The sequence below is a fragment of the Sulfurospirillum sp. MES genome (assembly GCF_000789415.1).
In the GTDB taxonomy this organism is placed as follows: domain Bacteria; phylum Campylobacterota; class Campylobacteria; order Campylobacterales; family Sulfurospirillaceae; genus Sulfurospirillum; species Sulfurospirillum cavolei.
Genome location: NZ_JSEC01000006.1, coordinates 1 through 14,726, shown reverse-complemented (window position 1 = coordinate 14,726; position 14,726 = coordinate 1). Strand labels below are relative to the sequence as shown.

General features: G+C 40.4%; 12 protein-coding genes. 4 read left to right on the top strand and 8 right to left on the bottom strand.

Annotated elements, in window-relative coordinates; translation table 11 throughout:
- The first annotated feature begins 18 nt into the window (after positions 1-18).
- Both OA34_RS09185 and OA34_RS09180 read left to right on the top strand, forming a co-directional pair.
- Positions 19-294, top strand: coding sequence for a type II toxin-antitoxin system RelB/DinJ family antitoxin (locus OA34_RS09185; RefSeq protein WP_039674628.1), 276 nt, complete (start codon positions 19-21; stop codon positions 292-294).
- The gene (locus OA34_RS09180) at positions 266-550 is read left to right on the top strand and encodes a type II toxin-antitoxin system YafQ family toxin (RefSeq protein ID WP_286682956.1); all 285 of its coding nucleotides are present in this window, start codon (positions 266-268) and stop codon (positions 548-550) included. The genes OA34_RS09185 and OA34_RS09180 overlap by 29 nt, the downstream gene beginning before the upstream one ends.
- A 24-nt stretch (positions 551-574) precedes the next feature.
- Here the strand turns inward: OA34_RS09180 and OA34_RS09175 are convergent, their stop codons facing one another.
- On the bottom strand, positions 575-4,414 hold the full coding sequence (locus OA34_RS09175; RefSeq protein ID WP_039674624.1) for an NACHT domain-containing protein: 3,840 nt from the start codon (positions 4,412-4,414) through the stop codon (positions 575-577).
- A gap of 184 nt (positions 4,415-4,598) precedes the next feature.
- On the opposite strand from OA34_RS09175, the gene OA34_RS09170 reads away from it, so the two are divergent.
- Positions 4,599-5,405, top strand: a complete 807-nt coding sequence (locus OA34_RS09170; RefSeq protein WP_039674622.1) for a PhzF family phenazine biosynthesis protein — start codon at positions 4,599-4,601, stop codon at positions 5,403-5,405.
- Here OA34_RS09170 and OA34_RS09165 read toward each other — a convergent pair.
- Both OA34_RS09165 and OA34_RS09160 read right to left on the bottom strand, forming a co-directional pair.
- Positions 5,395-6,285, bottom strand: coding sequence for a DMT family transporter (locus OA34_RS09165; RefSeq protein WP_039674620.1), 891 nt, complete (start codon positions 6,283-6,285; stop codon positions 5,395-5,397). The two genes, OA34_RS09170 and OA34_RS09165, sit on opposite strands and share 11 nt — an antisense overlap.
- A gap of 251 nt (positions 6,286-6,536) precedes the next feature.
- Complete coding sequence (locus tag OA34_RS09160) at positions 6,537-7,874, bottom strand: amino acid permease (RefSeq protein ID WP_039674618.1); 1,338 nt, start codon at positions 7,872-7,874, stop codon at positions 6,537-6,539.
- Positions 7,875-7,987: 113 nt separating this feature from the next.
- On the opposite strand from OA34_RS09160, the gene OA34_RS09155 reads away from it, so the two are divergent.
- A complete protein-coding gene (locus OA34_RS09155) occupies positions 7,988-8,482 on the top strand; it encodes a hypothetical protein (RefSeq protein WP_039674617.1) in 495 nt (164 codons plus the stop codon).
- Here OA34_RS09155 and OA34_RS09150 read toward each other — a convergent pair.
- The 5 genes from OA34_RS09150 to OA34_RS09130 form a co-directional block, all read right to left on the bottom strand.
- Complete coding sequence (locus OA34_RS09150) at positions 8,479-9,627, bottom strand: GGDEF domain-containing protein (RefSeq protein ID WP_039674615.1); 1,149 nt, start codon at positions 9,625-9,627, stop codon at positions 8,479-8,481. The two genes, OA34_RS09155 and OA34_RS09150, sit on opposite strands and share 4 nt — an antisense overlap.
- A 63-nt stretch (positions 9,628-9,690) precedes the next feature.
- Positions 9,691-10,548, bottom strand: a complete 858-nt coding sequence (locus tag OA34_RS09145) for a D-amino-acid transaminase (RefSeq protein ID WP_039674613.1) — start codon at positions 10,546-10,548, stop codon at positions 9,691-9,693.
- A 325-nt stretch (positions 10,549-10,873) separates the two neighbouring features.
- Positions 10,874-11,440 carry a hypothetical protein gene (locus OA34_RS09140; RefSeq protein ID WP_039674611.1) on the bottom strand — a complete coding sequence of 189 codons (567 nt, stop codon included), beginning with the start codon at positions 11,438-11,440 and terminating at the stop codon, positions 10,874-10,876.
- 168 nt (positions 11,441-11,608) lie between these two features.
- Entirely contained in the window at positions 11,609-13,204 is a 1,596-nt protein-coding gene (locus tag OA34_RS09135; protein ID WP_286682955.1) for a sensor histidine kinase, read from the bottom strand.
- Positions 13,197-14,606: an ABC transporter substrate-binding protein gene (locus tag OA34_RS09130; protein WP_286682954.1), complete on the bottom strand. Its 1,410-nt coding sequence runs from the start codon at positions 14,604-14,606 to the stop codon at positions 13,197-13,199. Before OA34_RS09130 ends, OA34_RS09135 begins: the two co-directional genes overlap by 8 nt.
- Between the last annotated feature and the right edge of the window lie 120 nt (positions 14,607-14,726).

Here is a 14,726-nt window from a genome sequence, read left to right as displayed (position 1 = left end):
ATAAAATAAGGAGAAAAAATGGCACTCGAAGCAACGATTAGAGCCAGATGTGACGCTGAATTGAAACAGTCCGCAGAAGCTATTTTTAAACAATTAGGCATTTCGACTTCTCAAGCGATTAATATGTTCTTAGCCAAAGTTAAAAGCGAAAATGGCATTCCTTTTGAGCTTAAAATTCCTAATGAAACAACGGCAAAAGCGATGCATGAAGCGCGCTTGGGCATCAATATGGAAACCGTCACACTTGAAGAGCTAAAAACAGAATTTGAAAGTCAAAAAAGTGCTCAGCATTAAGAGACATAAACAGTTTACGAAAGATTTTTTACATGTAAAAATGAGCGAAAAGCATTTTGCTAAATTTGTCGTTTATGTAACAAAACTCCTCCAATGTGAACCTTTACCTCCTGAAGCTTTAGATCATGCACTTGAAGGTAATTGGTCAGGGTTTAGAGAGTTTCATATCAGTGGTGATTTGTTGGTTGTCTACATGTTTGATGAGCAAACACTCAACCTTATACGACTTGGCTCGCATTCGGAATTGTTTAGTTGAAAATGTCTTTACATGTAAAATTACTCAATCAAAAACTTCCATGTAAAAAGGAAAAATCTCATTTTCTTTTTGATGCAAAGCTATCTCTTTAGAGATGGTTTTTTCAAGTTTATGATGATTTTTTGGATCATAAATAGCGATCAAATAAATAAGTCTTGAATACTCTGAACGTGAAAGATATTTATCGATCAGTTGCTCTTTGACATATTTTTTAGGATCATTGTCGTCTCTTTTACATTCAATTAAAACAGAGCACACTCCATTGCTAACGATAATATCGGGCTTATTTTCTTCATGTTTTTTTTCAACTGCAATTTCACGATGAATCACAAATGATTTTTGCTTTAATTTTTCATTGAGCATATAAGCGATTAATCTTTGAAAGTAAGATTCGATGCGAGGCTTTTTATGATAGTTTTGAATCAGCTCTTTGTCATAGTTCTTTTTAAGCTCTTTTACTAGAGCTTCATTTGGATGAATCGTATCTTTATAAAGAAGATTGACAATGCCATATCCTCCTTTGAAATCTTTTTGTATCTCTTCTAATGTTTCTAAAAGGAGATCTAATAAATCATCATCATTTTTGATTATTTCAGCATTTCGCTGGAAAAAACTTTGAATACATTTAATGTCAAAGTTTGTTTTTTCTGTGTTTATTCTTATTTGCCGAAGAGAGTAGTTTGCCATATCTCGTAAAGCTTCAATAGGACTTTTTACTAAATGAATAAATGCTTCTTCATCGCCTCTCTTTTTTAATTCCTGTTCAAGATGTGAAATAACTCTTTCCCAATTATCTTCTGCTTGAGGCGTATAGGATTCGCCTGATTTATGATAAGGTTTTGTGTCTAATAGGTTTTCATAATAAGCTTCAATCAGCTTTTGGCAATACTGTGCATCTATTTCGCTAATATCTTTTTTTTCATAACGACCTTGGTATTCATAAAATGCAGACAAGCATGATTTTAAAGTTTCATGGTTCTTTGAATACAAGGAGTTAAAAAAATACTCTAAAGCTTTGTTTATATCAATGCTCATCAATGCTTTTAAATATGCAAATAGATTGCATGGTTTTGCTTGATAGAGTGTTGTTAAGACTTCAAAGCCGTTTGTAGTCAATGTAATTAAAACAAGAAATTGTTCTTGGAGATGTTCATTGAGTTGATCAATATTTTTATCGAAAAAATTAATGATTGAATTTATAAAAGTATTAATCGCGTTAAAGTCAGGGTTCGTAAATGATTGAATCGTCTTTCGAATGTGCGAAACAATATAAAGACGATTATCTACATCTAAAAATAGATAGTCAAGATGTTGGTGCATTTTTTCGAGATAGTCTGTTTGAAAGCGATTGGATTGTGCCATAAAAAAGGGCGCACTCTCTTGATTGAAAGCATCTAATGTGTAATCAAACAGTTTTCCATAATCTTCTTTTGTTTGTATCACATTATCAAGTTTTTGTGTGAGATGAAGTTCTTCAAATAAAAAAGCCATTGCTTCAGAAAAATGATAGCGAGATGCTTCCTTAGCTTGAATTTTAAGATAAAGCTGATGTGTTTTAAACTCATCCTGTAATTTTTTGACAAAGATAGGATAATTTCCCTGCAAATCATTGATAAGGTTTTCACGAAGTTTCTCAAAATTGTCTTGATTCTTTTGGTTATTAAAAATAGCAAGCCAATATGTATCAATATCGCCAAGCCACATTTGATATTTTTGTTTTTGAGTATCGATGTGTTGTTGGCGTTTTGCCACGTTTTTTTGATACTCTTTTTGAGTTTTTATACGCTCTTTCTCTTCTTCTTTTTGCCATTGTTGGATGGTGGGATGTTGCTTCACTAACTCAATTTCATTGAGCGGTAGACGATTGATTAAACTTCGATAAGCTCTTAAATGAGTATCCAAAGGATAGGTTTTAAACAATGTTGGAAGTGATATGCTTTGTAATGCTTCTGGTGTGAAAAAACGTTCAAAAAGTTCTAAAATACGATGATACTTTTCAAATTCAGGGTGAAAATAGAGCGCAAAAATATCATCAAAAAATTCTTGTGATAGTTTTGTAAAACACGGTTCAGGTTGATAATAATAAACGTAACCCAATGTTTCTAATTTTTCTATAAAAAACCATTGCAGAAAATTTGAGTTGTGTCTTTTGCACTCTTCATAATGTTCTAAAAACCACTGTAAACATGCAAGTGGATACTCGTGGTGCCTGCGGCTGTTGCTTTTTTCTTGAAAAGCTTCAAAAAGTTGCATCACTAGCTTATATGAAAATAAACTTACCGTTGTATCGATACGATGAGGGTATTTAATGGTTTTAAACAATGGTATCAATCGTTTGAAATCAATTAGATTATAAAGTCTATCGATAAAAATTTGCAAATAATCATCAGAAATATTTTTCCATGCATTTTGTTTTTCCAATAAATCAAAAAGTTTTATAACACATCTGTCTTTGCAATAATAAGTTAAAAGTTGAGCAGGAAATTCTTGTTCTTTAGAATAATCAGGCAACCCTTTGAGTAAAAATTCTTCAATCTCAATACTGTCATTATTGGTCACGATATAGGAGAGATAATCAATCTGCTCATCGTTGAGTTGTGATGGCTGAAAATCTCGATAGAGTGTTTTTCTTATTGCATCAATAGATTTAAATTGTACGAGCGTTGTATGGTAAAGTTTGCTCCAATTTCCCCACAGTCTTGTTTTATCCTGCTGTAAAAGATTCATAATAGCCGTGAAGAGTTGGGCTTCTTGCACTTCATTTAATGTGGGATGTCTTCGTAAAATGAAAGGATCAATGTTAAGTATTTCATCGAAATAGCTTGTCTGAAAATTGGAATAAAAGACCATGACCTCTTCATAGGCTTCTAAAAAAGAGCCTTTGTTGGTTAGTAATTGCTTGATTTTACGAAAGGGTATTTTAGCTTTATGTAGGAATTGAGCACTTAAAAACTCTTGTATCGACTTATGAATGAAAGTTGTTTTAGTATTTTTTGTATCAAAGAGTTTGGTATTAAGAATGGCTTTTACTTCATTGGATGAAAAATTGGAAAGAATTGTGTCAGCTTCTTTCTTTTCAATTTCTACCTTATGAAGCAGTGTCATATAAATTGCAAGCGTTTGCACCGCTGATTTTGCATTAGCTGGTGAGATATTCTCTTTTTCATTTGCTTCATTGGTATATTCAAGTGGTTCATCGTTGTAATTGATGAGATTTTTTTCGATGGTTCTGTCATAAATCTCAAGCGAATTGTTGGGGAGTTCTTTTTTCGTATAGAGTTGAACCATACCGATAAGCATAAAGATATTTTGTAGAAAGCCTTGCAGATAATGGTTTGCAACAAAATTTTTAAATGAGGAATAATCATTAAGACCAAAGTGTGAGCAGATAAGGATTATTTCATCATCTCCTAAAGGGAGAAAATCAAATTTTTTCACCGAATCTTTTTCAAAAAGTGCTTCTAATCGTGTTGCAAAAGTTTCTCGCCATTCTAAAGAACGGCATGTAATGACAATTTTTTTGTCTTTATTTTTTTCAAGATTTTTGAGTAATGAAGCAATGAACCTTTCTTGAGATGTTGCTTCAAATAATCCTTCATCAATAGAGTCTAATAATAAAAATTTTTTATTTTCTAGATTCTCTTGGAAAAATTCATCTTTCATGTTTGCAAGTGAAAAATAAGCAGATGTATTAGGATGTTCATCATGAAAATATTTAAGTAAAAAGCTTTTCCCGCTCCCTGGCTCGCCGAGTAAAACAAGGACTTGAGTATTCTCATTAAGAAGATATTCAAGTGTAAAAGACTCATGAAAAGAGGAGTTTCTATCATCAATCTTACGAAGTTTTCTAGGAATAAAAAACATTGAGTATCCAATTTTTTAGTACATTATATTGTGAAATATATAAAAAAGTGTGTTCAAAATCTATAAACAACTTTTACATGTAAAGAGTTTGTATGAATGAAAACATAAAATAGTTTGAGAAAATGAAAATTTAATGACAATGCGCTAAACTTTTATTTCAAAATATCCTGAATAGGACACAACAATGACCTTTACTGAGCTTCCCATCTATATCATCGACGCTTTTACCGACACACTCTTTAAAGGCAATCAAGCCGCCGTTGTGCCGCTTGAGCATTGGCTACCAGAATCTATGATGCAAAGCATTGCGTCTGAAAACAACCTCTCGGAGACGGCTTTTTTTGTGAAAAATGCTGAGGGCGTTTTTGAGATTCGTTGGTTTTCGCCACTCAAAGAGATCGACTTTTGTGGGCATGCGACGTTGGCGAGTGCGTATGTCATTTTCAACCATTTGGGTCATCCGTTTTGCATCACGTTTTGGGCGAAAGCGGTCGGGAAGATAGAAGTCAATGCGCTTGAAAATGGTTTGATTGAGATGTGTTTTCCCAACCGTGAGCCTGAACGTGTGGACGATGTCCCTGAAGCGTTGCAAAATGGACTTTCCATCCAACCGCTTGAGTTTTACAAAAACCAACAAGCCTATTTTGCGGTGTATGACGATGAAAACGATGTGGCAAAAGTCGTGCCTGATCTTGAAAAACTAAAAACGCTTGCCCCTTTGGACGTTGTCGTGACCGCTCCACGCAAGACATATGACTTTGCGTCACGCTACTTTTGGCCTGCCAACGGCGGTGTGGAAGACCCTGTGACCGGTTCGATTCATGCAGGACTTGCACCGTTTTGGGCAAAGCGTTTAGGAAAAAGTGAACTAGTAGCGCTACAAGCGTCAAAACGTACGGGCGTGCTTTATTGTCGTGTTACGCAAGAGCGTGTTTTTGTCTCAGCTACGTGTGTTCCGTATTTACAAGGCTCGGTAACACTCAACGCTTAGCGTGATGGTTCAGTAGCAAGAGCGTTGAAACAGCAGAGACACCGATGCCCACGCCAATGTCCCATGTAAGTGTAGCGCCTTCAATCAAATAGAGTAAAAGAGCGATACTTGCCGGGTTGATGTAAACATACGCCATCACTTTTTTGGGACCGATGATGATGGAGGCTTTTTGTGTAAGATAGACCGTTAAAAGCGTTGCTCCGATGACAAGATAAAGCATATAAAAGAGCGCATTGCCTGTAATGCGTCCCCATTGAAGCGGTATGTCCATGATCATCAATGCGGTAAACATCCAAAGACTTCCACCCACAAGCGTCATAAATACCAACACTAGCACGTCATCCTCTTCGTGATGCAAAAATTTGGTCAAAATCGAATAAATAGCCATAAAAAGTACGGCACTCAAAAAGATAAAATCGCCTCTGTTGATTGAAAAATGAAGCAACAAAGAGAGCTCGCCCTTAAAAACGATAGTCACCGTTCCCACGATACCGCAAAGATAAATCAGCAATTGAAAAGGGCTGATGCGCTCTTTAAAGAAAAAGATGCACAAAATAGCCGTGACAAGCGGTACAAGCGTGTAAAGTGTGCCCGTATTGAGCGCTGTTGTTATCTCCAACGCTTTAAAAAAAGCGATGAAATAGAGTGAATAAAATAGGCTAATCATCATCGCTCTAGGAAATGTGTTTGTCAGTTTTTCTCGTTTCGTAGAGTTGAAAAAAATGAAAGGGCTCAGTAAAATAGACGCAAGAACAAAACGCAACAGTGCCAGCGAAATAGGGTGAATGAGCCCTGCAATTTTTTGGGATGCTATGAACGAGCCTGCGATGAGAAACGTGTTGAGTAAAACCAATAAATGCGCTTTGATCTCTTTTGGCATAAACGACCTTTGTATGAAATGGGCGCATCATAGTCTGTTTTGGAGCGATTCGTCATAGATAGCGGAGCACTCGGTATAAAACCTCAAAAGGAAGCGTCGTTTTCGAACACACACGATTTCCTTCGAAAAATAGAGTTTTTGTAAAATCCCTCATCTTTGGGATAGAACAAAAAGCCGACCTTGGCGTGCTTGTCAACAGCAGCGCAAGGTCGGTTACATGTTAAGGCTTTACATGTAAGAAAAAAACAGAACTATTTGCGTAAAAATTTATAGCCTAACGCAAGAATGATGAGCCAAACGGGGATGAGGAAAACCGACGTACGAATACCGTCGATGAAACACATCACGACTAAAATACCGATGAAAAACGCAAGGCAAAGATAATTTCCGTACGGAAACCACAACGCTTTAAATTTCGGAACGATTTTCTCTTTATTTTTCGCCAAGCGGAATTTTAGATGCGCGTAACTAATCATAAACCAATTGAGAACCAATGCCGAAACGACCAATGCCATGAGATAATTCAAAGCGTCTTCGGGCATAAAGTAGTTCAAAACGACGCACAGACCCGTAATGAGAGCCGAAAATAAAACGGCATTGACCGGTACGCCCGCGCGATTGGTTTTCATAAAGCGTTTGGGTGCGTTACCTTGTGCGGCAAGACCGTAGAGCATACGCGAATTGGAGTAAACTCCGCTATTGTAGACCGAAAGTGCGGCGGTAAGAACGATGGCGTTGAGAATGTGTGCAACAAAGTTTTGATCCAGACTGTGAAAGACCATCACAAAAGGCGTTACCTCTTTGGTCATTTTCATCCACGGCATTAACGAAAGTAAAACGACGAGCGCTCCGACGTAGAAGATTAAAATACGGTAAATGACCTGATTGGTCGCTTGGGGAATCGTACGGCTCGGATCGTCCGTTTCGGCTGCTGCGATACCGATCAGTTCGAGCCCGCCGAATGAGAACATAATAAACACCATCGCCATCGCAAAGCCTGAAAATCCGTGCGGCATAAAACCGCCCTCAAGTGCCCAAAGGTTGCTCAAATGTGCTTGTTCGCCGCCGTTGCCGCTGATAAGAAGGTAGGAACCAAAAGCGATCATCGCAATAATCGCGATCACTTTGATGATGGCAAACCAAAATTCAAATTCGCCGTAAAAACGTACGTTGGCAAGATTGACGAGGTTGATGATGACGAAAAAGAAGGCCGCGGACGCCCATGTCGGAACGTTGGGTAACCAAAAATGAATAAACGTTCCGATAGCGGTGAGTTCCGCCATACCGACTAAAACGTAAAGCATCCAGTAGTTCCAGCCCGAAGCAAAGCCGGCAAAGTGATGCCAATAAGTATTTGCAAAGTGGCTAAAAGAACCTGCTACCGGCTCTTCGACGATCATTTCGCCGAGTTGCCGCATAATCATAAACGCGATAAATCCGCCTAACGCATAGCCTAAAAGAACCGCCGGACCGGTCATTTGGACGGTGGTTGAAACGCCTAAGAACAGTCCCGTTCCGATCGCTCCGCCCAAGGCGATCAACTGAACGTGTCTGTTTTTGAGACCTCGACTCAGAGAGTTTTTGTGCATGTAGTTCCTTTCTCAATTAAAAGCGTATATTGTATCTTTTTTGAAGCAAAAGGAGGCTGACATCTGCTCAAAAAAGAAGTACAATTACGAAAATTATTTGAGGATGATATGACATGCGCTTTTGGATGGCTTTAGGATGTTTGGTTTCGCTTGTGTGTGCCCAGTCGGGTTTTAAGATAACGCCTGAACTTCTTGCGTCCGTGATGGCAAAAAGTATGGAGTCCAATCTCCCGCAAACGTTTAAGTACAAAGAGTTAAGGCTCGTCGTCCAACATGTCGATGTGGAAGGAAAACGGGTTTTGCTCGATGCGACGACGTCGCAGTCGAAAGAGATTCTTGACGAACTTTACAAATACAAAACCTTGCCGGACGATCTGAAACGACAGTGCAACGACTTTTCCAAAGTCTCCATGGTCGCTCAAGGCGTAGAGTACATGTTACGCGTTAAGGACGGGAAAAGAGGTATCGAAGTGATTTACGATAAAGAAGCTTGCGGCGAGAGTTTCGATCCGTCGCAGAAAATTTTCGTCGACGGATACAATCGCTACGGCTTGGATCGTTTCGGACATACGAAAAAAGAGAACGCAAAGCTCAAAAAAGCCTCTTAACGCACGCAGTTGCGTCCGGCGTTTTTGGCTTCGTACAGTTTTTTATCGGCACGCAGATACAAATCTTCAAAACTTTGCACTTCGGAGGTAATCGAAGCCACGCCGATACTGGCGGTAATGTTTAAAGGCTCGATTCCTTGCGCGTACGTGATACGCAATCGGCTTAAAGCGATACGCAAGTGTTCCATCTTCTCTTTCGCCTTTTCTTCGTTGACATGTAAGAGTAAAAATGCCAACTCTTCGCCGCCCAATCGCCCGACAATATCGGTATCGCGAACCTGAGAAACGCAATACTCTCCGAGTGTTTGCAGTACGACGTCGCCTACGGGATGTCCTAAGCTGTCGTTAATGTGTTTAAAGTGGTCGACGTCCAAAAGGGCGAATGCCAGATCGTAACCGTAACGTTTGGCGCGTACGAACTCTTTGTGAGCGCAGTTGAGAAAGTGACGGCGATTGTAAAGTTTGGTCAGCATGTCGGTTTGCGCAAGGTAGTGCAACTCCTCTTCCAAAAGCGTGCGTCTGTGAATCTCTTCTTTTAAAAGGGTCTGTTCCGCTAAAAGGGCTTCACGGTTGGCTTCGGACTCGTGTTGGTAGCGATGTCTGTAGTATTCGATCCAGCTGGTAATAAACGCGATCGCAAGATACGAAAAGCAAAAACGGATTTTAAACGCTAGATCGTACGCGTGATCGACGTGCGGAACCCATATGAAAAAGACCATGACGATCGCAAGCAATACGCAACTCCACATAAAACCGATACGATTTCCAAATAAAAAAATCGTTCCCAACGGATAGGTAAAAAGCCATAAAATCATCGAGGCGTCAAAATCGGCATGGTAGAGCAGATAAATCATCAAAACGGTAAAAATGACATTGGAGACAAAATACAAAAGGTACGTTTTACGGGTTTTGGCAATCAAAAAAAGCGTGGTGACGAGGTACGCCGAAAAGAGAACGATTAAAAACGTCAAGGCGTAATTGCGTACGGAGGCATGATACGCTCCGGCAATCAGCGTGATAGGAAGCATCATAAACGTTACCCACACGTAGTGGTTCAGCCTGACACGTTCTTCTTTATCGCTTACGGGCGATTTGACGACGATGAGATCGACAAGGTGTTGCATTTTTTTTGCCAAGGTTAACATGGAAGGAGTATCCCTTTGTATGTGAAAAAAGGGCGGATAGAGTCACCGCCCGATACGATGCGCTTAGGCTTCGCTTGCTTCTTTAAGTGCGGCTTGTACGTACATAGCACGTAATTTTTGAACCATGGGTCCCGGTTTTCCCGTACCGATCGGTTTTCCGTCGATTTCAACGATCGGAAGAACGAAAATCGTAGCACTTGCCATAAAAGCTTCATCGGCATGGATGGCTTCTTCGATGCTAAAAAGACGCTCTTCGACTTTGATGTTGTTCTCTTTGGTGTATTCCATCAAAAGTTTGCGACGAATGCTCGGTAAGATAGCGTTTGAAAGGGGACGCGTGATGATGACGCCGTCTTTAATGATAAACGCCGCGGAAGAAGTACCTTCCGTGACAAAACCGTCTTCGACCATCCAGCCCTCGTAAGCACCTTTTTGGTGGACTTCTTCTTTGGCAAGCACTTGTCCCAAAAGCGAGATGGATTTGATGTCGCGGCGTTTCCAACGAATATCGTTAACGCTTAAAACTTTAACCCCTTTTTCGGCGAGCGCGTTGTGAATGATCTCTTTTTTAAAGGTAAACGCCGTAAACGTCGTAGGCGTGTTCTCGGGAAAATAAAATTCTCTAGGGGCGACGCCGCGCGTAACTTGCATGTAAATTCCGCCTTCGACGACGTCGTTTTTCGCGATCAAGGTATTTAAAATCGTCATAACCTCATCATGCGAATAAGGCGCTTGAAGACCGATTTTGCGCATACTCCCGTCAAAACGCTCAAAAAAAGGCTCTTTGTCGATCACTTTGCCATTAATAACAGGAACCACTTCGTAGATACCGTCGCCAAAAAGATACCCACGATCAAAAATCGATACTTTCGCATCTTCCTCTTTACAAAAATCTCCGTTTAAAAAAACAATACTGCTCATTACAGACTCCAAAAAAAATAATACGACATTGTATCAAAAGGTTTCTTAGGCGGGTGTGCAATAAGTAGGCAGAAGGTCTTTTTTTGCTTGTTTGCTGTTTTATTTTTAAAGATTAAAGAGATATTATTTTTGGAGCGTTTGTGGTAGATTGGCTTAAAGTATAAAAAGTTAAAAGTTTAGCCCTGACCCCTAAAACTGTTTATTTACATGTAAAAGATTTATTATCTAGTTCCATAAAAGTAGCCTGTCCCCATTTATGTTCTAATGTGGCACCGATTTTTAAAAATCCTCTTCGATTGATTGTTTCTTGCATAACGTTCTCCTCTTACTTTTTCATATCGCTGGCATTTTTTTGCAAATACTGAGTCACTAACCACACATCGTCTTTTTGAATCGGTGTTCGATCTAGCATCGAGCGAAACGTAGATGGCCATTGATTGGCGGTAAAGTGATCGACGGCATTGAGCGTATGGCACATGGAGCAATTATCCGAGTAGAGTTTAGCGGCTCTCTCCATCATCGGCTGAAGCTCTTTTTCAAAATCCCCTTTAGTGGTGTACGCTTCAGCGGTAACGAGATTCCACTGATCTTTGCTTTCCACGATTTGCGTTACGGGCGTGATGTTTTTAGCAAAGGCTAAAGAAAAGATACGTGCTTTGTCGGTAAAATAAATCACGTTGGGCGCAGTTTTGTTTTGATACCCCGTGATCTTAAATTTGATTCGATCACCCTCTTGCGAAAGAATTTCGACCGCGTTAGTAGGAAGAAGTTTCCCCACGACTTTTCCGGATGTTGCGTCCAAATAAACGGGCTTTTCTTTCACGAAATAGACGACGTCGTTCGAAAAAAGCGCGCTTGACGCCAAGGCGATACCCGCGATTTGTTTCCACATAAAATACCTCCGTAGTAACTAAAATATTTGAAATCTAAGAAGGAGTATAAGCGATAAAAAAGGGAATTTGGTGGAAAAAAAATGGCGAAAAAACGGCGTTTAGAGCGGTAAATGCAGTTTGATCGAAAAGAGTGCTCCTTGATCGGTGTTTTCGACGTTGACGTAGCCTTACATGTTGTTCTCGATAATCGCTTTGGTCATATAAAGCCCGATACCCGTGCCTTGTTTAGCGTGTTTGGTCGTAAAATAGGGCTCAAAAATACGATCGATATTTTCAGGTGCGATGCCCCCGCCGTTGTCTTCGATACGAATGATCGTAAAGTGCTTACCCGTTTTAATGTTGATGCGAATGGAAGGCTCTAAAACACGTCGTTCGATTAAGACGTCTTTTGCGTTGGATAAAATATTTAAAACGGCATGGGCAAACTCGTTGGGATAGCCGATAATCAAACTGTCTTTGGCGGCGTAATCATAGCTGAGCGTGATGTTATGGTATTTGAGCGAAGCATTGATGATGGAGATGGCGTTATTGCATGCTTCCATAACGCTAAAACTTTCTTTATTTTTGGAGGGTTGAAAGAAGTTTTGAAAATCGTAAATCGTATTGGACATGTGTTCGGTGACGTCGCAACAGGTATGGATGTACGTGAGAAGCTTCTCTTGACTTAACGTGTCGTAACGCGCGACGGCTTCGACTTCCATCAAAATAGCGTTGATTTCGCTGATGGGCTGACGCCATTGGTGGGCGATATTGCCGAGCATATTGCCCATCGCGGCAAGTTTGGATTGTTGGACTAAAAGCTTTTCTTGATCGCTTCGTTGTTTGATCTCCGCTTGAATTTTTTGCTCCAAACTGTCCATCATTTCGTTCATGACGTCTTTAAGCGCGTTGAGTTCGTGGTAGTTGGAACTTAAACTCAATCGCTGACCGAATTTCCCCTCTTTGAGATGATTTACCGTTTGCGTCGCTTCTTGAATTAACAATCGATCTTGATTGAGCCTCTCTTGCACGCTTGCGACATGTTGGTTGATCGTTTGCGCCATTTTTCCGAGTTCGTCATTATGATCGAGCGTGATAAAAACCTGCTCGTCCGTTTTGGCGGGATTTTTCAAATAGCTAAAAAACTGTTGCAATCCGTGTTGAACTTTTTCGATCGACTCGACGATTTGCTTGACGATGACCGAGTCGAACAAGAAGCTGATCACGGCGATTAAAAAGAAACCGGCAATCAAATAATAATGGCTTTGAATCACGTTTTTTTCGGCATTGGAAAAGGTCGATTGCGAAGCTTCCAAACGATCTTCTTGCAAGGCTTTCAATGAATCGATGAGCGTGTAAAAAGCGTCTCTTTCCGCTGAAACGGCATTCATAAACGAGCCCTCGTCAAAGCTTTGCAGGGCGTAAGAGCGCGTCGTGAGCAAAAGTTCTTTGTAACGAATCCATTGTTCGGCTATCGGTTCGGGAGCTTGTTCGATCATCGTTTCAAGCTTGTTAAAAATGGGCATGAGCTTTTGATCCGCACGCTTTTTATAGTCGTCGTTGGGCGACATGACCATGGTTAGCATCGTTTCGCGTAACATAAAAAGCGGTTCGATGTAGTTGCTTTGCAGGTTTTGAACTTTTTTGAAGTCGGTAAAGACGTGATGAAGGTTGGCAAAGCCGCGTTGATTAATGTTCATCGAAAGAAGTGCCAGCGATAAAAGCGACACAAAGGCGATAATGCCCAAAATGAGAAATTTGGTGCGGATGCTGAGGTTATTCATCGGGTAAGACCTTTGTCGGTAAACGGTAACGTAAACGCTCTTGCGGCAGAGGCGACGAGCGAATCGACCAATGATAGGGTGTGAGTTTTGCTTCCCATAGACGCATAATCGCTACGCTTGAGGGGGTAAAATCGACTTCTTTATTGATGCCTACGACCATATTGGGAGAAGGAATGCTTAACATGTAAGCTTTTTCATACACATGTTTCAAAATAGTATCCATCAAGGGTAAAAAACGAGAATCGCTGTTTTCGAGCGTAAAGAGGGTTCGCATGTATGCATCAAGCGTGTCGTCTTTGTCGATAGCACACCATTGGTTGGGCGTGTAAAGCGTAAACAGGCTCGACCAAGGATGCCCGTACCAATCCTCATTTCCCCACAATAACAAGTCCCAATCGTACCGATGTTCGCGATTGGTTAAGAGTTGTTTGAAAACGTATTTTTCGTCGCTTGTAATATCGTAGCTTAACGTGACGCCGAAACGTTTAAGTTGGTATTCGATCCCTTTACAGATCGAGACAAAACGGTCTTGCGTGACGACTTTGAGATGAACGCCGTTTAAAATGCGTGCGATCTCCTCGTCGCTCATTCGCGCGGGCGGGTGTGACATGTAAGCATTCGAAAGTGCTTTGGCGGCGTACATGTTCGCCGAGATCGGAAAAGGAGAGGGAACGCCTTCGCCTTTGTATGCAAATTTGACGAGGTTTTCTTGGTTTAAAGCTTCATTCAGCGCTTGGCGTATACGAAGATCGTGCAAAGGCGTTTGGGGGTTCATCAGATTCATATGAAAACTCAGCGTCGTCGTCGAAGGAAGTGTGTATAATTTTGCGTATTTTGAATTGACGATCTCGGTTTTTTTATTCAGCGGGATAAAGGCAATGTCGATTTGACCTTCTTTATTGCTTAGTGCGTCGATCACGCGATCGATGGGCATACGCGTGTGAATCGTTAAAGTTTGGATATAGGGTTGCGATTTTTCAAAATAGTAAGGATTGGCTTTTAAAACAACCGTATCGCTTTGGGCTAACCCCGTTGCATACCCTTGCGTTAAAATATACGGTCCCGCACCGAAAGGCCCTACAAGAGCGGTATTTTCGGCAGTGATGCTTTTTGACCATTGATGGTGTCGGTAATACTCTTTGGTGTAAAAATTGATGCGTGCGAGATCGTGAAAAAGCATACCGTAAGGGGCATTGAGATGAATGCGAATACGGTACGCGTCTAGTTTTTCGACGGATTTGAGTTTGCGGTGAATGTCTGTGTAAGTAAAAGCACCTTGCAGAAAATGGTTAAAATTTTCAACGACGGCATCGGCATTCAAGGGTGTACCGTCTTGAAATTTCACGTCGTCTCTGAGCCAAAAATCATAGGTCAGATCATCGCGTTTTTCATGTTTACTCAACTTTCGCACATAGAAAATCGTAAATTTCCTATATAAAAAGTTTCCTCAGGGTTTATGAAACTTTACATTTTTTACTTTTTGAACACTTTGAGGAACAGAAAAAACTCATTTGGTGTTTTT